This window comes from Pandoraea sp. NPDC090278, from assembly GCF_044772185.1.
Classification (GTDB): domain Bacteria; phylum Pseudomonadota; class Gammaproteobacteria; order Burkholderiales; family Burkholderiaceae; genus Pandoraea.
The window spans coordinates 405,280-425,141 of the sequence record NZ_JBIVYJ010000001.1; the positions used below are offsets into that span (position 1 = coordinate 405,280).

Annotated in this window: 15 protein-coding genes; 14 read left to right on the plus strand and 1 reads right to left on the minus strand. The window is 61.0% G+C overall.

Annotated elements, in window-relative coordinates; translation table 11 throughout:
* Positions 1 to 7 precede the first annotated feature (7 nt).
* The 14 genes from ACIQWO_RS01755 (at position 8) to ACIQWO_RS01820 (ending at position 14,897) form a co-directional block, all read left to right on the plus strand.
* Positions 8 to 1,261 carry an NADH-quinone oxidoreductase subunit D gene (locus ACIQWO_RS01755; protein WP_150664831.1) on the plus strand — a complete coding sequence of 418 codons (1,254 nt, stop codon included), beginning with the start codon at positions 8 to 10 and terminating at the stop codon, positions 1,259 to 1,261.
* 169 nt (positions 1,262 to 1,430) lie between these two features.
* Entirely contained in the window at positions 1,431 to 1,931 is a 501-nt protein-coding gene (gene nuoE, locus ACIQWO_RS01760; protein WP_039399242.1) for an NADH-quinone oxidoreductase subunit NuoE, read from the plus strand.
* A complete protein-coding gene (nuoF, locus tag ACIQWO_RS01765; protein ID WP_039399241.1) occupies positions 1,928 to 3,220 on the plus strand; it encodes an NADH-quinone oxidoreductase subunit NuoF in 1,293 nt (430 codons plus the stop codon). Before nuoE ends, nuoF begins: the two co-directional genes overlap by 4 nt.
* A 29-nt stretch (positions 3,221 to 3,249) precedes the next feature.
* A complete protein-coding gene (gene nuoG, locus ACIQWO_RS01770) occupies positions 3,250 to 5,562 on the plus strand; it encodes an NADH-quinone oxidoreductase subunit NuoG (protein ID WP_402818432.1) in 2,313 nt (770 codons plus the stop codon).
* Entirely contained in the window at positions 5,563 to 6,627 is a 1,065-nt protein-coding gene (gene nuoH, locus ACIQWO_RS01775) for an NADH-quinone oxidoreductase subunit NuoH (RefSeq protein ID WP_402818435.1), read from the plus strand.
* Between the two features lie 23 nt (positions 6,628 to 6,650).
* Entirely contained in the window at positions 6,651 to 7,142 is a 492-nt protein-coding gene (nuoI, locus tag ACIQWO_RS01780) for an NADH-quinone oxidoreductase subunit NuoI (RefSeq protein WP_039399235.1), read from the plus strand.
* 80 nt (positions 7,143 to 7,222) lie between these two features.
* Entirely contained in the window at positions 7,223 to 7,858 is a 636-nt protein-coding gene (locus ACIQWO_RS01785; protein WP_039399233.1) for an NADH-quinone oxidoreductase subunit J, read from the plus strand.
* A 9-nt stretch (positions 7,859 to 7,867) separates the two neighbouring features.
* A complete protein-coding gene (gene nuoK, locus ACIQWO_RS01790) occupies positions 7,868 to 8,179 on the plus strand; it encodes an NADH-quinone oxidoreductase subunit NuoK (protein WP_023596640.1) in 312 nt (103 codons plus the stop codon).
* Between the two features lie 13 nt (positions 8,180 to 8,192).
* Entirely contained in the window at positions 8,193 to 10,244 is a 2,052-nt protein-coding gene (gene nuoL / locus ACIQWO_RS01795; protein ID WP_402818440.1) for an NADH-quinone oxidoreductase subunit L, read from the plus strand.
* A gap of 18 nt (positions 10,245 to 10,262) precedes the next feature.
* Entirely contained in the window at positions 10,263 to 11,744 is a 1,482-nt protein-coding gene (locus ACIQWO_RS01800) for an NADH-quinone oxidoreductase subunit M (protein WP_402818443.1), read from the plus strand.
* A gap of 20 nt (positions 11,745 to 11,764) precedes the next feature.
* Entirely contained in the window at positions 11,765 to 13,234 is a 1,470-nt protein-coding gene (gene nuoN, locus ACIQWO_RS01805; RefSeq protein ID WP_402818446.1) for an NADH-quinone oxidoreductase subunit NuoN, read from the plus strand.
* Between the two features lie 115 nt (positions 13,235 to 13,349).
* On the plus strand, positions 13,350 to 13,661 hold the full coding sequence (locus ACIQWO_RS01810; protein ID WP_039403639.1) for a DUF2818 family protein: 312 nt from the start codon (positions 13,350 to 13,352) through the stop codon (positions 13,659 to 13,661).
* Between the two features lie 79 nt (positions 13,662 to 13,740).
* Entirely contained in the window at positions 13,741 to 14,331 is a 591-nt protein-coding gene (locus ACIQWO_RS01815) for an NUDIX domain-containing protein (protein ID WP_402818448.1), read from the plus strand.
* An 80-nt stretch (positions 14,332 to 14,411) separates the two neighbouring features.
* On the plus strand, positions 14,412 to 14,897 hold the full coding sequence (locus ACIQWO_RS01820; protein WP_402818451.1) for a DUF1178 family protein: 486 nt from the start codon (positions 14,412 to 14,414) through the stop codon (positions 14,895 to 14,897).
* Positions 14,898 to 14,944: 47 nt separating this feature from the next.
* Here the strand turns inward: ACIQWO_RS01820 and ACIQWO_RS01825 are convergent, their stop codons facing one another.
* Positions 14,945 to 19,630, minus strand: coding sequence for a dermonecrotic toxin domain-containing protein (locus tag ACIQWO_RS01825; protein WP_402818454.1), 4,686 nt, complete (start codon positions 19,628 to 19,630; stop codon positions 14,945 to 14,947).
* Between the last annotated feature and the right edge of the window lie 232 nt (positions 19,631 to 19,862).

The following is a 19,862-nucleotide window of genomic DNA, read 5'->3' on the forward strand; positions in this document are numbered from 1 at the left end:
TGGCCTTGTGGCAGACATCAAGAACTACACCCTGAACTTCGGTCCGCAGCACCCGGCAGCGCACGGCGTGCTGCGCCTGGTGCTCGAGCTGGACGGCGAAGTCATCCAGCGCGCCGATCCGCACATCGGCCTGTTGCACCGTGCGACCGAAAAACTCGCCGAATCGAAGACGTTCCTGCAATCCGTGCCGTACATGGATCGTCTCGATTATGTGTCGATGATGTGCAATGAGCACGCATACGTCATGGCGATCGAAAAGCTGCTCGGCGTCGACGTGCCGATTCGCGCACAATACATCCGTGTGATGTTCGACGAGATCACGCGCGTGCTGAACCACCTGATGTGGATCGGCTCGCACGCCCTCGACGTGGGCGCGATGGCCGTGTTCCTGTACGCCTTCCGTGAGCGCGAAGATCTGTTCGACGTGTACGAAGCCGTCTCGGGTGCACGTATGCACGCGGCCTATTATCGTCCGGGCGGCGTGTATCGCGACCTGCCGGACACGATGCCGAAATATCGTGCGTCGAAGATGCACAACGAGCGCGCGATCAAGAAGATGAACGAAGCACGCGAAGGCTCGCTGCTCGACTTCATCGAAGATTTCGCCATCCGTTTCCCGAAGTGTGTCGACGAGTACGAAACGCTGCTCACCGACAACCGTATCTGGAAGCAGCGTCTGGTGGGTATTGGCGTGGTGTCGCCTGAGCGCGCGATGCAGCTCGGCTTCTCCGGCGCGATGCTGCGCGGTTCGGGCATTGCCTGGGACTTGCGCAAGAAGCAGCCGTACGAAGTGTACGACCGCCTCGATTTCGAAATTCCGGTGGGTAAGGAAGGCGATTGCTATGACCGTTATCTGGTGCGCGTGGAAGAAATGCGCCAGTCGGCCAGCCTGATCCGCCAGTGCGTGAAGTGGCTGCGTGAGAATCCGGGTCCGGTGATCACCGACAACCACAAGGTGGCTCCGCCGTCGCGCGTCGAAATGAAGTCGAACATGGAAGAGCTGATTCACCACTTCAAGCTCTTCACGGAAGGCTTCCACGTGCCCGCCGGCGAGACGTATGCCGCTGTCGAGCACCCGAAGGGCGAGTTCGGTATCTATCTGGTGTCGGACGGTGCCAACAAGCCGTATCGCCTGAAGATCCGTGCGCCGGGCTTTGCCCACCTTTCGGCGCTCAATGAGATGGCGAAGGGTCACATGATTGCCGATGCTGTGGCGATCATCGGTACCCAGGACATCGTGTTCGGCGAGATCGATCGCTAAGTGCGCAGCGGGCGCCTTGTGCGTCCGCGAGTTTTTTCGGCAGGGTTTCGCAGGTCGATACCGTTGCCGTTCCAGTAGCCGTGCCAGTTGTGCGTGGGCAGTCGACAAAATCGGCGCGCCCGCGCTGGCACGAGCGGGGATAACGTTTTAGAGAACAGTCGGATCGGAAATGCTTTCTCCCGAAGCCCTGAAGAAAATCGACCGTGCCGTTGCCAAATACCCTGCCGAGCAGAAGCAGTCGGCAGTGATGCACGCCCTTGCCGTAGCGCAGGTCGAAAAAGGCTGGTTGTCGCCCGAAGTGATGCAATTCGTGGCGGACTACCTCGAGATGCCCGCAGTCGCGGTGCAAGAGGTCGCAACCTTCTACACCATGTTCAACACGAGCCCGACGGGCAAGTTCAAGTTGACCGTGTGCACGAACCTGCCTTGCCAGCTCACGCGTGGCGAAGAAATGGCCAAGTACCTGAAGGAGAAGTTGGGCGTCGAGTATGGCGACATCACGCCCGACGGCCTCTTCACGGTCAAGGAAGGCGAGTGCATGGGCGCTTGTGGCGACGCTCCCGTCATGCTGGTGAATAACCATCGCATGTGCGGCTTCATGAACGAAGAAAAGGTCGACGCGCTCATCAACGAGCTGACGGCCAAGGGCGCTGCAGGAGAGAAAGCATGACGTCGCTGCACAACCGTCACATCAAGCCGCTGATTCTTGCCGATCTGAACGGCGAGAACTGGCACCTCGAAGATTACGTCAAGCGCGGTGGTTACCAGCAGCTCGCACGCATTCTGAAAGAGGGCATCACGCCTGAGCAGGTGATTGCCGACGTCAAGGCGTCGGGCCTGCGTGGTCGTGGAGGCGCAGGCTTCCCGACCGGTCTGAAGTGGAGCTTCATGCCGCGTGCGTTCCCGGGTCAGAAGTACCTCGTCTGCAATTCGGACGAAGGCGAGCCGGGTACGTTCAAAGACCGCGACATCATGCGCTACAACCCGCATTCGTTGATCGAAGGGATGGCCATCGGTGCTTACGCCATGGGCATTTCGGTCGGCTATAACTACATCCACGGTGAAATCTACGAAGTGTACGAACGCTTCGAAGAGGCACTGGACGAAGCGCGCGCAGCCGGTTATCTGGGCAACAACATTCTGGGTACGGACTTCTCGTTCGAGTTGCACGCTCACCACGGTTACGGTGCGTACATCTGCGGCGAAGAGACGGCGTTGCTCGAATCGCTCGAAGGCAAGAAGGGGCAGCCGCGTTTCAAGCCGCCTTTCCCGGCGAGCTTCGGTCTGTACGGTAAGCCTACGACCATCAACAACACCGAAACGTTCGCAGCCGTTCCGTTCCTGCTGGCCACGGGCCCGCAGCAGTATCTGGAAATGGGCAAGCCGAACAACGGCGGCACCAAGATCTTCTCGGTGTCGGGCGACGTCGAGCTGCCGGGTAACTACGAAGTGCCGCTGGGCACGCCGTTCGGCGAACTGCTCGAACTGGCCGGTGGTATGCGCGGTGGCAAGAAGTTGAAGGCAGTGATTCCTGGCGGTTCGTCGGCACCTGTCGTGCCGGCCGGGCTGATGATGGAAACCACCATGGACTACGACAGCATCGCCAAGGCTGGCTCGATGCTGGGTTCGGGCGCGGTGATCGTCATGGACGAAACGCGCTGCATGGTGAAGTCGCTGCTGCGTCTGTCGTACTTCTACTACGAAGAATCGTGCGGTCAGTGCACGCCGTGCCGTGAAGGTACTGGCTGGCTGTGGCGCGTGGTCAATCGTATCGAGCATGGTGAAGGCCGCAAGGAAGATCTGGACCTGCTCAACTCGGTGGCCGAGAACATCATGGGCCGTACCATTTGCGCGCTGGGCGATGCCGCAGCGATGCCGGTGCGCGGCATGCTCAAACACTTCTGGGACGAGTTCGCCTACCACGTCGAGCACAAGCATTGCTTGGTCGGCGCTCACTAATCCCTTTTGACGCTTGGCATTGAACCGCTATGGTTGAAATCGAAATTGACGGCCAAAAGGTCGAGGTGCCCGAAGGCAGCATGGTGATACAGGCTGCCAAGAAGAACGGCACCTATATTCCCCACTTCTGTTACCACAAGAAGCTGTCCATCGCTGCGAACTGCCGCATGTGCCTGGTCGAGGTCGAGAAGGCCCCGAAGGCTGTGCCGGCATGCGCTACGCCGGTGGCCAACGGCATGATCGTGCGTACGAACTCCGAGAAGGCTGTGAAGGCACAGCAATCGGTGATGGAGTTCCTGCTGATCAACCACCCGCTCGACTGCCCGATCTGCGATCAGGGCGGTGAGTGCCAACTGCAAGATCTGGCAGTGGGTTACGGTAAGTCGGCTTCGCGCTATCAGGAAGAAAAGCGCGTGGTGTTCCACAAGAACGTGGGCCCGCTCATCTCGATGGAAGAGATGTCGCGCTGCATCCACTGCACCCGTTGCGTGCGTTTCGGCCAGGAAGTGGCCGGCGTCATGGAATTCGGCATGCTGGGTCGTGGCGAGCACTCGGAAATCACGTCGTTCGTCGGCAAGACGGTCGACTCCGAACTCTCGGGCAACATGATCGACCTGTGCCCGGTCGGCGCACTCACCTCGAAGCCGTTCCGCTACAGCGCCCGTACGTGGGAACTGTCGCGCCGCAAGTCGGTGAGCCCTCACGACGGCGTGGGTGCGAATCTCGTGGTGCAAGTGAAGAACAACAAGGTCATGCGCGTTGTGCCGCTCGAAAACGAAGCGGTCAACGAGTGCTGGATCTCGGACAAGGATCGCTTCTCGTACGAAGGCCTGAACAGCGACGAACGTCTCACCAAGCCGATGCTCAAGCAGGGCGGCGAGTGGCACGAAGTCGACTGGCAGACGGCGCTTGAGTACGTCGGTCACGGTCTGACGGACATCATCCGCGACTTCGGCGCCGACGCCGTTGCCGCGCTGGCCTCGCCGCACGCCACGATCGAAGAACTGCATCTGCTGCAGAAGTTCGTGCGTGCACTGGGTAGCGACAACGTCGACTTCCGTCTGCGTCAGACGGATGTGTCGGGCGGCACCCAGGGTGCCCCGTGGCTCGGCCTGCCGATCGCCGAACTCGATACGCTGCAAAGCACGCTGGTCGTCGGCTCGTTCCTGCGTAAGGATCATCCGCTGTTCGCCTCGCGTCTGCGCTCGGCTGTGAAGGCCGGTGGTCAACTGAATCTGCTGCACGCCTCGGACGACGATCTGCTGGTGAAGCTCGCCAACAAGATCATCGCTGCGCCGAGCGCCTGGGTGAGCGAACTGGCAGGTATTGCTGTCGCCGCCGCCGCTGCCAAGGGCGTTGCCGCCCCGGCAGAGCTGGCCGGTGTGAACGCCAGCGACGCCGCCAAGGCGATCGCCGCTTCGCTGATCAACGGCGAGCGTCGTGCGATTCTGCTGGGTAACGCTGTTGTCCAGCATCCGCAATTCGCTCAACTGCACGCCATCGCGCAAGTGATCGCTGACATCACCGGTGCGAAGCTGGGCTTCCTGACGGAAGGCGCGAACACGGTGGGCGGTTATGCCGTGAAGGCCACGAACGCGAAGGGCGCTGCGGCACTGTTCGCACAACCGCGTCAGGCTTATCTGCTGCTCAACGCTGAGCCGGAGTTCGACTCGGCCGACGCGAAGCAAGCACTCACGGCATTGACCGCCGCGAAGATGGTCGTCTCGCTCTCGCCGTTCAAGCACGGCCTCGAATACGCCGACGTGCTGCTGCCGATCGCTCCGTTCACGGAAACGGCCGGTACGTTCGTCAACGCCGAAGGTCTGCCGCAACACTTCAACGGTGTGGTGCGTGCGCTGGGCGAAACGCGTCCGGGCTGGAAGGTGCTGCGCGTGCTGGGCAACCTGCTCAAGCTGCAAGGTTTCGAGCAAGACACCGCAGAGCAAGTGCGTGACGAAGCGCTGGCCGGTTTCTCGGCTGCGTCGCTCGACAACCGCGCGAAGTCGGCACCGGTAGCACCGAAGGCCGCAGGTCAGGGTCTGGAGCGTCTGGCCGATGTGCCGATCTACGCTGCCGACGCGCTCGTGCGCCGCGCACCGTCGCTGCAACTGACCAACGATGCCAAGGCTGCGCTGCGCGCAACGCTGCCGGCTGCGCTGTTCGACAGCCTGGGTCTTGCCAAGGGCGACGCGGTTCGCGTGCGTCAGGGCGACGCCGTGGTCACGCTGCCGGCCGCTCGCTCGGAAACGCTGCCCGCCAACGTGGTCCGCGTACCGGCAGCCACGCCGGCGTCCGCCGCGCTTGGCGCGATGTTCGGTGAAATCTCGGTGGAGAAGGCGTAAATGAGCCTGAACGAAGTCATCAATCAATACGGCACGCAGCTGCTGGGCGTTGCCTGGCCGACGGTGTGGGCGCTGGTCCGCATTCTCGTCGTCGCCGTGATTCTGCTGCTGTGCGTGGCGTATCTGATTCTGTGGGAGCGTAAGCTCATCGGCTGGATGCACGTGCGTCTCGGTCCGAATCGCGTGGGTCCGGCAGGTTTGCTCCAGCCGATCGCCGACGTGTTGAAGCTGTTGCTCAAGGAAGTGATCACGCCGTCGCAAGTCAGCAAGGGCATTTACGCCATCGCTCCGGTGATGGCCGTGCTGCCCGCGTTTGCGATCTGGGCGGTGATCCCGTTCCAGCCGGGCGCAGTGCTGGCCGACGTGAACGCCGGTCTGCTCTACGCGATGGCCATTTCGTCGATCGGTGTCTACGGCGTGATTCTCGCCGGCTGGGCCTCGAACTCGAAGTACGCTTTCCTCGGTGCCATGCGCGCATCGGCTCAGATGATTTCGTACGAAATCGCCATGGGCTTTGCGCTGGTTACGGTGCTGATGACGGCCGGCTCGCTCAACCTGTCGGACATCGTGCGCTCGCAAGAGCACGGCATGTTCGCGGGCATGGGGCTGAACCTGCTGTCGTGGAACTGGCTTCCGCTGCTGCCGATGTTCGTCGTCTACTTCATCTCGGGCATTGCGGAAACGAACCGCCACCCGTTCGACGTGGTGGAAGGCGAGTCGGAAATCGTGGCCGGTCACATGATCGAATACTCGGGCATGGGCTTCGCCCTGTTCTTCTTGGCCGAGTACATCAACATGATCATCATCTCGGCGCTGGCCTCGGTGCTGTTCCTGGGTGGCTGGAGTGCGCCGTTCGGCTTCCTGTCGTTCATCCCGGGTGTGTTCTGGCTGGCTTTCAAGGTGTTCCTGCTGCTGTCGGTGTTCATCTGGGTGCGTGCGACGTTCCCGCGCTACCGCTACGACCAGATCATGCGTCTGGGCTGGAAGGTGTTCCTGCCGTTGACGATCCTCTGGGTGATCGTGGTTGGGGGCTGGATCATGTCTCCCTGGAACATCTGGGGCTGAGGCGAACGGAGTAGAGGAATCCCATGGTAAGGGCAATCAAAGACTTTTTCGGCAGTTTCCTGTTGTTGGAACTGCTCAAGGGCATGGCGCTCACAGGGCGCTACACGTTCGCACGCAAGGTGACGGTGCAGTTTCCGGAAGAGAAGACGCCGCTGTCGCCGCGTTTTCGCGGGCTGCACGCACTGCGCCGTTATCCGAACGGCGAAGAACGTTGCATCGCTTGCAAGTTGTGCGAAGCCGTGTGCCCGGCAATGGCAATCACGATCGAATCGGATGTGCGTGAAGACAATACCCGTCGTACCACGCGCTATGACATCGATCTGACCAAGTGCATCTTCTGCGGCTTCTGCGAAGAAAGCTGCCCGGTGGACTCGATCGTCGAAACGCACATTCTCGAGTATCACGGTGAGAAGCGTGGCGATCTGTACTTCACCAAGGAGATGCTGCTCGCGGTGGGCGATCGTTACGAAAACGAAATCGCGGCGGCCAAGGCGGCCGATGCGCCGTACCGTTAAAGCAGGGCAGGGCGCGGTGCTTGGGTAGCGCGCCCGGTACGGCAACAGACGTTGGCTAATTCTCGGCACACCCGGTGATTATGGAATTCACAACTTTTCTTTTTTACGTGTTTGCGCTGATCCTCGTGATCTCCGGCCTGAAGGTCGTGACCTCGCGCAACCCCGTACAGTCGGCACTGTTCCTGGTGCTGGCGTTCTTCAATGCTGCGGCGATCTGGATGCTGCTCGAAGCCGAGTTTCTGGCAATCATGCTGGTGCTCGTCTACGTCGGCGCGGTGATGGTGCTGTTCCTGTTCGTGGTGATGATGATCGACATCAATCTCGACGAACTGCGTCGCGGCTTCGGTAAGTTCATTCCGCTGGCGAGTGCCGTCGGCGCGATCATGATCGTCGAAGCAGCACTCGTGCTGATGCGCGGCTACGGCGCCACGCGTGCCCCGGTCAAGGCCGTGTCGGCACCGGACGTGTCGAACACCAAGGCCCTTGGCGTTGCACTCTACACCGACTACATCTTCGCCTTCGAAGTGGCAGGTCTGATCCTGCTGGTGGCCGTCGTGGCAGCCGTTGCGCTCACGATGCGTACCCGTAAGGACCACAAACAGACCGACCCGAGCAAGCAGGTGCGCGTGAAGAAACGCGACCGCGTGCGTCTGGTGTCGATGCCCGCCGAAGCCCGGCAGCAATCCACCGGCACTGACAAGCCGGCGGCGGAATAAGGAGACAGCATGATGTCGTTGTCGCTAGCGCATTACCTGGTGTTGGGCGCGATTCTGTTCGCGATCAGCATTACCGGTATCTTCCTCAACCGCAGAAATGTGATTGTGCTGCTGATGGCCATCGAGCTGATGTTGCTCGCGGTCAATCTGAACTTCGTCGCGTTCTCGCATTACCTGGGCGACATTGCCGGCCAGGTATTCGTGTTCTTCATTCTTACGGTGGCCGCCGCAGAAGCTGCGATCGGTCTGGCTATTCTGGTCACGCTGTTCCGTAAGCTCGAAACGGTCAACGTCGAAGATCTCGACCGCCTCAAGGGTTAAAGCGAACGCTGTTATGGCATCCACATTGAATCCCAACCTGCTGCTCGCGATTCCGCTGGCGCCGCTCGTCGGCTCCATGATTGCCGGCCTGTTCGGCAAGCAAGTCGGACGCGCGGGCGCCCACACGGTCACGATCCTCGGCGTGCTGGTCGCGTTTGTCCTGTCGGTCATGACCTTTATCGACGTGTTGAACGGGGCGAGCTTCAACGCCACGGTCTACGAATGGGCGCGCATCGGCGAACTCAAGCTCGAGATCGGTTTCCTCGTCGACACGCTCACCGTCACGATGATGTGCGTGGTCACCTCCGTCTCGCTCATGGTGCACATCTACACCATCGGCTACATGGCGGAAGATCCTGGCTACCAGCGCTTCTTCTCGTACATCTCGCTGTTCACGTTCTCGATGTTGATGCTCGTGATGAGCAACAACTTCCTGCAACTGTTCTTCGGCTGGGAAGCGGTGGGTCTGGTCTCGTACCTGCTGATCGGTTTCTGGTACACGCGCCCGACCGCGATCTACGCCAACATGAAGGCGTTCCTGGTCAACCGCGTCGGTGACTTCGGCTTCCTGCTCGGTATCGGCCTGATTCTGGCGTTCACCGGCACGCTGAACTACAGCGAAGTGTTCGCCAAGGCCAACGACTTTGCGGCCCTGTCGTTCCCGGGCACCGACTGGCGTCTGATTACGGTGGCTTGTATCTGCCTGTTCATCGGCGCGATGGGTAAGTCGGCGCAGTTCCCGCTGCACGTCTGGCTGCCGGACTCGATGGAAGGCCCGACCCCGATCTCGGCACTGATTCACGCGGCCACGATGGTGACGGCGGGTATCTTCATGGTGAGCCGTATGTCGCCGCTGTTCGAACTGTCGGACACCGCGCTGTCGTTCATCACGATCATCGGTGCGATCACGGCGTTGTTCATGGGCTTCCTGGGCATGATCCAGAACGACATCAAGCGTGTCGTGGCCTACTCGACGCTCTCGCAGCTCGGTTACATGACGGTCGCGCTCGGCGTGTCGGCCTACCCGGTCGCTATCTTCCACCTGATGACGCACGCGTTCTTCAAGGCGCTGCTGTTCCTCGGTGCCGGCTCGGTCATCATGGGTATGCACCACGATCAGGACATGCGCAACATGGGCGGCCTGTGGAAGTACATGCCGATCACGTGGATCACGTCGCTGCTGGGTTCGCTGGCGCTGATCGGCACGCCGTTCTTCGCAGGCTTCTACTCGAAAGACTCGATCATCGAAGCGGTCGCCGCCTCGCATCTGCCGGGTTCGGGTTTCGCCTACTTCGCAGTGGTCGCGAGCGTGTTCGTCACGGCGTTCTACTCGTTCCGTATGTACTTCCTGGTCTTCCACGGCAAGGAGCGTTTCGGTCAGGCGCATGCGCATGATCATCACGACGCGCACCACGAGGAAGAAGAGGATTCGCACGACGAGCACCACGGTCTGGCCCCGGGTCAGAAGCCGCACGAGTCGCCGGCTGTCGTCACGATTCCGCTGATCCTGCTGGCGATCCCGTCGGTCATCATCGGTGCCATCGCGATTGCTCCGATGCTCTTCGGCGAGTTCTTCAAGCAAGGCGTGGCGTTCAAGGACGTGATCTTCGTCGGCGAGAATCACCCGGCGATGGAAGAGATCGGCCACGAGTTCCACGGCTGGGTGGCGATGGCGCTGCACTCGTTCGGCACGCTGCCGATCGCACTGTCGGCACTGGGCATCATTCTGGCGGCGTTCTTCTACCTCAAGCGTCCGGACATTCCGGAAGCGCTGAAGAACCGGTTCTCGGGCGTCTACAACCTGCTCGATAACAAGTACTACATGGACAAGATCAACGAAGTGGTCTTCGCCAAGGGCGCGCTCAAGATTGGTCGCGGCCTGTGGAAGGCGGGCGATCAGGGTCTCATCGACGGCGCCGTCGTCAATGGCAGCGCGCGTCTGGTGGGCTGGTTCGCCGGTGTCATCCGCTTCGCACAATCCGGTTACATCTATCACTACGCGTTCGCCATGATCATCGGCATGCTCGGGCTCCTGACGCTGTTTGTGACGTTGAACGGCAAGTAATAGGGGGAGCCAATAACAATGCAATCGCTACCGCTTCTGAGTCTGGCCATCTGGCTGCCCATCGTCTCGGGGATCGTTATCCTCGCGGTGGGTAACGACCGCAATCCGGGCGTCGCACGCGCGCTGTCGCTCATCGGCTCGCTGCTGAGCTTCCTGGTCACGCTGCCGCTGATCTCGAACTTCGACGCCAAGGCCTCTTCGTTCCAGTTCGTCGAGAAATCGAGCTGGATCGAACGCTTCCACATCAACTACTTCCTCGGCATCGACGGCATCTCGCTGTGGCTTGTCGTGCTGACCGCCCTCATTACGGTGATCGTGGTGATCGCGGGCTGGGAAGTGATTACCGAACGTGTGGCGCAGTACATGGCCGCGTTCCTGATCCTCTCCGGTCTGATGATCGGCGTGTTCTCGGCACAGGACGGCTTGCTGTTCTACGTGTTCTTCGAAGCCACGCTGATCCCGATGTATCTGATCATCGGTATCTGGGGTGGCCAGAACCGCGTGTACGCCGCGTTCAAGTTCTTCCTGTACACGCTGCTCGGCTCGCTGCTGATGCTGGTCGCGCTGATCTATCTGTACAACGCGACGGGTTCGTTCACGCTGACCGACTGGTACGCCGCGAAGCTGCCGATGAACGTGCAGATACTGCTGTTCGTGGCCTTCTTCATGGCCTTCGCCGTGAAGGTGCCGATGTGGCCGGTGCACACCTGGCTGCCGGACGCCCACGTGGAAGCGCCGACGGGTGGCTCGGTCGTGCTGGCCGCCATCATGCTGAAGCTCGGTGCGTACGGTTTCCTGCGCTTCTCGCTGCCGATCGCTCCGGACGCCAGTCACTATCTGTCGGGCTTCATGATCGCGCTTGCGCTGATCGCCGTCGTCTACATCGGCCTCGTGGCGCTGGTGCAGACGGATATGAAGAAACTGGTGGCTTACTCGTCGATCGCTCACATGGGCTTCGCGATCCTCGGCTTCTTTATGTTCAGCGAAATCGGCATGCAGGGCGCGCTGGTGCAGATGATCTCGCACGGTTTCGTGTCGGGCGCCATGTTCCTGTGTATCGGTGTGCTGTATGACCGCATGCACTCGCGCAACATCGCCGACTACGGCGGTGTCGTGAACACGATGCCGAAGTTCGCCGCGTTCCTGATGCTGTTTGCGATGGCCAACAGCGGTCTGCCGGCAACGTCGGGCTTCGTGGGTGAGTTCCTGGTGATTCTGGGCGCTGTGAAGCTGAACTTCTGGGTGGGCCTGCTGGCGGCCACCTCGCTGATCACCGGTGCGGCCTACTCGCTGTGGATGTACAAGCGCGTGATTTTCGGCGCCATCGCCAACGATCATGTGCGCGAACTGGTCGACATCAACAAGCGCGAGTTCTTCATGCTGGCAGTGCTGGCAGCGCTCACGTTGTTCATGGGTATCTATCCGAAGCCTTTTACGGACCTGATGCATACCTCCGTGGTTAACCTCCTCGCCCACGTGGCGCAGACCAAGCTGCCGTAATCGGGGAGGACATCTAGATCATGCAAAACATTAATCTGCTGCCTGCATTGCCGGAGGCCATCCTGCTACTCATGATCCTCGTGATCATGATGTGCGACGCGTTCCTCGGCCAGACGCGCAAGCTTAACTACGTGCTGGCGTGCATTACGTCGGCTGTCGTGTCGGTGCTGTGGGCTTGTAACGCCGCCGACCCGGCTTCGCACTACTTGTTCGGTAACGTGTTCGTCGCCGACCCGATGTCGAACCTGCTCAAGGCCTTCGGTGGTCTGGCAACGTTCGTCACGTTCATCTACGGCCAGAAGTATCTGGAAGCCCGCGGTCTTGCCCGTGGCGACTTCTATGTCCTCAGCTTGTTCTCGCTGCTGGGCTTGTCGGTGATGATCTCGGGCAACAGCTTCCTGACGCTGTATCTGGGTCTGGAACTGATGTCGCTGTCGCTGTATGCGCTCGCTGCCGTGTGGCGCGATTCGACGAACGCGACCGAGTCGGCCATGAAGTACTACGTGCTGGGCGCGCTGGCTTCGGGCTTCCTGCTGTACGGTATGTCGATGATGTACGGCGCGACGGGCTCGCTCGAACTCGCCAAGGTCTTCGAAGTGATCGCCTCGGGCGCCGTGAACAAGATCGTGCTGGTGTTCGGCGTGGTCTTCGTGGTCGCCGGTCTGGCCTTCAAGCTGGGTGCTGCACCGTTCCACATGTGGGTGCCGGACGTCTATCAAGGCGCACCGACCCCGGTCACGCTGCTCATCGGTGGCGCACCGAAGCTGGGTGCCTTCGCGCTGCTGCTGCGCTTGCTGGTGGAAGGCATGCTGCCGCTGGCGATCGACTGGCAACAGATGCTGATCATCCTGGCGGTGCTCTCGCTGGTGATCGGTAACCTGACGGCTATCGTGCAGACCAACGTCAAGCGTCTGCTGGCGTACTCGACGATCTCGCACATGGGCTTCGTGCTGCTGGGCATGCTCTCGGGCGTGGTGGGCGGCAAGATCGACGGCATCGCCGACGCGTACGGTTCGTCGCTGTTCTACAGCGTGATCTATCTGCTGACGACGCTGGGCACGTTCGGTATCGTGCTGCTGCTCTCGCGTAAGGGCTTCGAAGCCGAGAACCTCTCGGATCTGAAGGGTCTGAACCAGCGCAGCCCGTGGTTTGCCTTCGTCATGCTGATGTTGATGTTCTCGCTGGCCGGCATTCCGCCGCTGGCAGGCTTCTACGCCAAGCTGGCCGTGCTGCAAGCCGTCGTGAACGCCGGTATGGTCTGGCTGGCAGTGGTCGCGGTGATCGCTTCGCTGATCGGTGCGTTCTACTACCTGCGTGTCGTGAAGCTGATGTACTTCGACAAAGCCGACGACACCAATGCGATTGAAGGCAGCGGTACGATGCGCTTCGTGCTGTCGATCAACGGTCTGGCCATGCTGTATCTCGGCCTGATGCCGGGTTCGTTGATGGACTGGTGCCTGCGCACGATCAAGCTGACGCTGGCGAGCTGATTCGCCAGTCGGGAAGCCATAGTAGTGAAGGGAAACGCGGACAGGGCAGATCGACACGATCTGCCTTGCCGTTTGACAGACACCGCAAGGTGAATAGGGGAGACGAACGATGGGGATGTCCGCAGGCGGTACGCTAGTTATTCTGCTTGCCGTGCTGGGCGCGAACCTGCCGTTCGTGAACCAACGGTTGTTCGGTATTCTCGGACGCAAGTCGGCGGTCAAACCGCTGTGGCTTCGCCTGATCGAGATGGTTGTGGCGTACTTTGTCGTGGGTGCGCTGGGTTATCTGATCGAGTCGGGCATCGGTAATGTGTTCGCGCAGGGCTGGGAGTTCTATGCCGTGACGGCGAGCCTGTTTGTCGTGTTCGCGTTTCCGGGCTTCGTCTACCGGTATTTGTGGCGCCATCGACCGGCGGCTGCCGCATGAGATGGATGCTTCGCAAGACGCCGCCCCTGAGGCGGCGTTTTGTATTCTGGGTTCGCCAATTTTCAGCCGTGGAGGGCTTATGACCCAACAGCAAGACGACCAGCACCTGATTGAGACCGGCATCGAGAGCGATACCGTCTACGAAGGCGCGTTCCTCACCATCAAGCGCGATCGCGTGCGTCTGCCCGACGGCAAGACGGCGATTCGCGAGTACACGACCCATCCGGGCGCGGTGATGGTGATTCCGCTGTTCGAAGACGGCCAGGTGCTCATGGAGCGTCAGTATCGCTATCCGTTGAAGCGCGTGATGACGGAGCTGCCCGCGGGTAAGCTCGACGAGGCCGAGGGTGGTCTGGTGTGCGGTCAGCGCGAGTTGCTGGAAGAGACAGGCTATCGGGCCGAGCGCTGGGACTACCTGACCCGCATTCACCCGGTGATTTCGTACTCGACGGAGTTCATCGACATCTGGCTGGCACGCGATCTGACGAAGGGCGAGCAGAAGCTGGATGAAGGCGAGTTTCTGGATGTCTTCAAGATGCCTGCGACGGAATTGCTTCAGTGGGTGCGCGAAGGGCGCGTCACGGACGTGAAATCGGTTATCGGCGCGTTTTGGCTGGAAAAGATATTATCGGGAGTCTGGCAGCCCGGTGAACGTACGCCGATGCGCTGATTCGCCGTCTAACGGTCATTATTCGATCCCAGTCCCGCTGACGTATTCGAACGGCGGGGCAGGGACATATCCGTTGCATCATGAAGGTTTTTGATCTGCGTTGTGCCCATGAGCACACCTTCGAGGGCTGGTTCGGCTCGGAGGACGATTACCTCTCGCAACAGTCCCGCGGGCTGGTCAGTTGCCCGGTCTGCGGCGATACGGCGGTCGCGCGCATGCCGTCCGCACCGCGTCTGAATCTGTCGGGGACGACGTCGCGCGCCGAGACCTCGACGATGCAGGCGGGCGGCTCGCCGGTAAGTACCGATGCCCTGCCTCCGGAAGTTGCGCAAGCGCAGCGTCAATTGCAGACGTTGTGGATGAAGGCCGTGCGCCACGTCATGGCGAACACGGAAGACGTCGGCAACCAATTCGCCGAGGAAGCTCGCAAGATTCACTATCAGGAAGCCCCGGAGCGCAATATTCGCGGCACGACGTCGCGAGAGGAAGCCGAGGCGCTCGCCGACGAAGGTATCGACATCATGTCGTTGCCGCTGCCTGACGGTGTCAAGGAAACCCTCCAATAGGGGGTCATCGGGGGGGGCGTTTCGGCGGTCATCGCTTTGCGCCGATTTCACCCCCACGTCGAAATCGCCATCTCGGCCACCTCCGTTCCCCCCACGTCGACCCGGGCGAGTCTGTCTACGTCCACTCGCTTGAGGATGAACTGCATCTCGCCCAAGCCGTCGAACGCCCCGTAGAGACGCGCCAGATCGCCTCGACGCATCAACGCCCCAAACGCCTTGAGCGCATCGCCGGTCGAGCGAAATTCGGCAACGCCGAAATTCGGATCGTAGACAACGGTGCCGGCAAGCTCGACCGATATGGACATGGAATGACTCCGCGTGGTGACGAGATACGTCGCACTGGCGGGACCGCCCTCGATCGTCTGTTCGAGCCTGTTGAGGTCGAGCAGCCCGAGATGCGTTTCCGCCGCGCTGGCTTCCACACTGGAATGCAATCGTACGAGCTGCTCTCGAAGCGAAAGTGCTTGAGGGGATTGAGGCCATTGAACGGCACCTTCTATCGTCTGGATGAACGACGTGATGTCCCCTCGATGTTGGGCGACCGCCATCATGCGCACCAGAGGCAAGCAGAATCCGGTCCGCCCATCGGCATTGCTTGCCGTATAGGCCATTTGCGGCAGGGGTCTGAATTCTCCCGATGCGGCGCGAATGTCGCCTGCAATGAGCCGTGCGTTGAGCGCAGCGCGTGCCGTAGCTTCGACGCGCATGACTTCTTCGACGCGGCGCGAGAGGATGCCGAGCAGTCGGGGATCGCGGGTCGCCGAATCGATGAAATCCAGCTTGAGCAGCGCCGACGGTCGCGCTTCCGGTGGCAGGTTCAAGGGGCTTTTCCCCGCTTCGCTTCGGCCTGCCAGGAAGGCTTTCCGACGCTCGGCCGACGCCGCATGACGCTGCGCCGAAAGCTTCGAGCGGTATTCGACCTCGATGAAATTCAGGCTCACATCGTCATGGAACACCGTTGCACCGACTAAGCCATCGGGCGTGGCGTGCACGCTGGTGCTTTCGAGAATCCAGTCGTAATTCGCGGTTTGCGAGATCGACGGCCCGGGCGAGCCGGGCCTGGCATGATCGATCACGTTCCAGGTTCCGCGCTCGGGAAAATAATCGACATTGAAGTAAAGGTCCCCTGAGCGCACCACCATGCCTTGTTCGCCGCGATAAAGATTCGGCATCAGTGGATGCAACCGCTGTGTGGAGGCGGACGCCAGAAAGGGCCGCAATTGCGCGCTAACCGTAGCGGCTGCATTCGTAAACCAGCCGATGGGCAGCCCGGCCGCTCCGGAAAGCATGGCATTCCAGCCCGCACTTCGAACAGGGGGGTCGCCGAAGGCAACGGCGGTGGCGCCCATCGTGAAGGTAATTGCGGAGAGCGTGCTCGAAGTCACGCCGATGCCCGGCAACGCGGCCCCGGCGATGGACGTCAGGCCAAATACAAAGTTGGTGGCGGCAAGCGTGTCGAGTAGCGGGGCGACGACGCTACCGGGGTGGCTCGGCGTCCGGCTATGCGTTTCTTCCTGTACGCGCGCCCTGAACAGATCGAGGTATGCGGTGAAGGGGTCGCCGGAAATGAGTGACGTCGAGAATGCCAAAGCGGGGATGATTCCCCTGCGGGGCGCTGGCACACCGATGAGTCCGGTGCGTACCGCATTGTCGCGATCGGCTGCGGAGAACGCGCTCACCAGCCGTTCGCGGGTACTCGTATCACCGAGCTGTTCGGTGAGCCAGCTGTGCAACGCCGCGTGCCGATGAAACGCGACCAGATGATCCGACAGCACGCGAGGCGCATAAACGAGCAGCCAACCGGTGCCGACATCCTCGAAGATTTGAATGTCCGATTTCGCGCCGCCGATGTGTAGCCATGACATGCGAATACCCGCATCCGGAATCGACGGTATGTGCATCGGTTCGAGATCCAGTGAATAAATGCTGGCGCATCCGGCGACGCGGCGCGCGATGTCCGCCGCTGCGGAAGGCAAGCGACGTTCCTGCTGCTGTACAAAGGCCTCGATGATGAAGGCGCCCTTGAGCGATACGTACATGTTCTGCAATTGGTCTTGCCAGAAGGTATCGAAAGCATCGGTTTGCTGATCGATGAAAGATTCGGTATCGATGGCGTTAAGCAAATCCTCCGGTGTCAGGTTCGGAATATTCAGTTCGCGCGCGCCGACGGGGTTTGCATCGTTCGAGAGGATGGTTCGGGTGCCGGGTGAGAGCGCCTCGGTTTTTGCGCCGCTGACCCGGTTCGCCAGGTATTGCGCCAGCGACAACGTTTCGATCGGGGTCTCCGGGCCGGTCCAGTCGATGGTCGGAAAATCGAGCGCGGTGCTCACACGCTGCCGGTAGACATGAAGGTAAGTCTGCGATGTGGCGACCCGTTGACCGCTCAAGGTCTTGATCAGCGCGGTCATGTAATCCTCGGTCGCGCGTGGTAAATCGGGCAGGGCCGCAGCGACATGGACTCGCAGTCGGCCGACCTCGTGAACCGCTTCGATAGCGCAGCGGTCGATGTGCAGACGCCGTTCGCGGGGCAGCGTGTCGGGGGGGAACCCGGCAGGAAAGCCCGTATTGCCGGGCGCGGCTTCCCGAATTCCCGTGTCGAAGTCGGTGGCGTTTGCGCCGGCCAGCCATGTTGTCCAGACGGCGCTCCGCCGCCCGTCGAACAGCGCACTGCCACCGTGGTCGAAGTCGTGATGAATGACGCTGAAGCTCGCTCTCAGTGCGCGACGGATCACGTCGTCCCGCGTAGCCGGTAGCATGACCTGGCACGGGACGTTGGCGAAGCACGCGGGCTGCATATCGAGAGGAAGCCGACCGACCAGTTCCCGGTAGATGACCGAGCCTTCACCTCTGGCCAGATCCCGTTCGAGACTCAGTTCCGATTCGTATTCCCTCAGCGGAAAACCACTTCCCAGCACGGCGACAAGTACCCTTCCCGGATGACGTGTCATCCGTGCGGGATACTCAGAAATCGCAAACGCACCCGCAGGTCGGACGTGGCCTCTACCGTTGATGTCGATGATGATCTCGTGTCCTCGGATGTTGCCGAGGTACGCGTCGCGGTTCAATCGACGGTGTCTGGTATCGGACGCATACGCCACGATCTGGGCCAGGACGAGACCGTCCCCGGAGATTCGTCCGGCGTTGTATTCGATGGCAGCCTGCTGCTCGAGTGCCGTGCGCGCACGCTCGTAAAGCGCCTCAACGTAATCGGCCTCGACGCGAGGGCCTTCCAGCCGATTCAGATGGTCAAGCCAGCGCTGCCTGCAAGCGTCGATCATCCGCTCGAACGCCGGGATCGTTATCTCGTCGACCTCGTCCTCGGGGACAAAGTGATTTCCCAGCGTGCGGTTATGTCGATAGATGCCATAGGCGAGCGGGGTCTCCTTGATGGCGTTCTGCTTGGTCGCAAACTGTCGTGCAGCCTCGCTCAGCGTCAGCGATTCGATCAGGCCGCTACGCGCGAGGGTGCCCGGCGGTAGCGCCATTTTGGAGGGGCGACCGAAGTATTTGAATCGATTCAGATAGAGAAGATCGGGATGTCGCGTGATGCCGACGTCGGCGAGGGCCGAGATCAGTTCACGATCGATGAATTGCCGTAGATCCAAAATGGGGGAAATTGCGTCGATCACGGCTTCCCGGGTCAGGGCGCGATTTTCCTGAGCGTTGGCGAGCGAGACAACCCGTTGCATCGCGGGTGAATTGTCTAGCGGTGACAGTTTCGGCGGTGGCTTCTCGCTCGGATGATGCGACGCATGGCGCACATGATGCGGGGGATCCACACCCTCATGCGCGGGATTCGGGATATCACGGGGCGTGGTCGGGATCGCTGCGCTTGCGGTTGCCGGAAAGCGAAGTGGATCGTAAATCGGCACGGCGTTCGTCAGTCGGTCGGTGCCCTCGGAGATCGCATTCAGACAGGCATCGACAACATCGCCGATGACTTCTCGAAAGGAGGGACTCCCGCTGTCGTCGGGCGGGACACGGTGAGGTGCGCTCAAGTGGCTTGTGATGCCGATGTCTCTCACGAGGCACGAGGCGCTCGCGTAGGCGTAAAGCAAACCGGTCAACGTGCCGATGGCACCGCGTCTGTAGAAGCGGAGCGTCGGCCTCGCGCAACTCACTTCGTGCGCCAGTTCGCGCGCACGTCGTTCGTAATCGACCTCACGGAGGTTCGGATCGAATCCGCTGCCCGCCATTCGCAACCATTGGAATGTGTCCGATACGCTCTGCGCCCAGCTTTTACCGCAGACCGCCACGTGAAGATTCTCGGGCTGGCCATCGCGCGCGGCGGCCCGGGTCATCGACCGTCTGACGTCTCGCAGATTCGAGGGCGACGTCACACGCAGGCAAATCGCTTCGAGAGACTCGGCGGGATGCCGTCTCGCCAACGCGTTCTCCCATGAGATCAGGATGCCGTGCGCCAGATCGGGCAAGTCATCGAGTGCGTCGGCAAGCACCTCGATGCCGCTGTCGAGAAACTGCGCGATCTCGGCGAGCGGGACGTTGCCGAGAAACCATCGAAGGCTCGTGCTCAGTGCCGGATGGTCCTCGCAGATTTGCGTCATCTTGTCGGCCCAGTACGGGGCATCGAAGGGCAGCGATGCGGTGAGCAGCGTTTGCAGCGTGGGTGACCGATCGGGGGGGAATGCCGTTGCGGTGCAGGCAGGGTGCGGGGGTTCCGTTACGGTGGGGAGTGAGACGGGCGCTAACGGAAACTGAGTCGAGCGGATCATTTTTCGACGGCTCCTGCCTGTGAGAGGGGGGTGCTGCCGCTAGGGTAGGGCTGCGAGCGCTGATGGCAATGGCGTTCATGGTGAATGCGCCAATAGCGCACGCACTTTCAGATATCGCTTGTCGATTGCCGGGCGGCTTCAGGGGGAGGTGCGACGTGAAAAGTGTGCCAGGGGGAGCGTCGTGCGGTCATGCATAATGTCCCTCACGCGCGGCGATTTTCAGTGCCTATCG

Excerpts from the sequence above, each read along its gene's own strand:
- ACIQWO_RS01815 (WP_402818448.1), top strand. The coding sequence starts at position 13,741 with ATGACCCAACAGCAAGACGACCAGCACCTGATTGAGACCGGCATCGAG.
- nuoG (WP_402818432.1), top strand. The coding sequence starts at position 3,250 with ATGGTTGAAATCGAAATTGACGGCCAAAAGGTCGAGGTGCCCGAAGGC.
- nuoF (WP_039399241.1), top strand. The coding sequence starts at position 1,928 with ATGACGTCGCTGCACAACCGTCACATCAAGCCGCTGATTCTTGCCGAT.
- ACIQWO_RS01810 (WP_039403639.1), top strand. The coding sequence starts at position 13,350 with ATGTCCGCAGGCGGTACGCTAGTTATTCTGCTTGCCGTGCTGGGCGCG.
- nuoH (WP_402818435.1), top strand. The coding sequence starts at position 5,563 with ATGAGCCTGAACGAAGTCATCAATCAATACGGCACGCAGCTGCTGGGC.
- nuoK (WP_023596640.1), top strand. The coding sequence starts at position 7,868 with ATGATGTCGTTGTCGCTAGCGCATTACCTGGTGTTGGGCGCGATTCTG.
- nuoL (WP_402818440.1), top strand. The coding sequence starts at position 8,193 with ATGGCATCCACATTGAATCCCAACCTGCTGCTCGCGATTCCGCTGGCG.
- nuoN (WP_402818446.1), top strand. The coding sequence starts at position 11,765 with ATGCAAAACATTAATCTGCTGCCTGCATTGCCGGAGGCCATCCTGCTA.
- ACIQWO_RS01820 (WP_402818451.1), top strand. The coding sequence starts at position 14,412 with ATGAAGGTTTTTGATCTGCGTTGTGCCCATGAGCACACCTTCGAGGGC.
- ACIQWO_RS01800 (WP_402818443.1), top strand. The coding sequence starts at position 10,263 with ATGCAATCGCTACCGCTTCTGAGTCTGGCCATCTGGCTGCCCATCGTC.
- nuoE (WP_039399242.1), top strand. The coding sequence starts at position 1,431 with ATGCTTTCTCCCGAAGCCCTGAAGAAAATCGACCGTGCCGTTGCCAAA.
- ACIQWO_RS01825 (WP_402818454.1), bottom strand. The coding sequence starts at position 19,630 with ATGATCCGCTCGACTCAGTTTCCGTTAGCGCCCGTCTCACTCCCCACC.
- nuoI (WP_039399235.1), top strand. The coding sequence starts at position 6,651 with ATGGTAAGGGCAATCAAAGACTTTTTCGGCAGTTTCCTGTTGTTGGAA.
- ACIQWO_RS01785 (WP_039399233.1), top strand. The coding sequence starts at position 7,223 with ATGGAATTCACAACTTTTCTTTTTTACGTGTTTGCGCTGATCCTCGTG.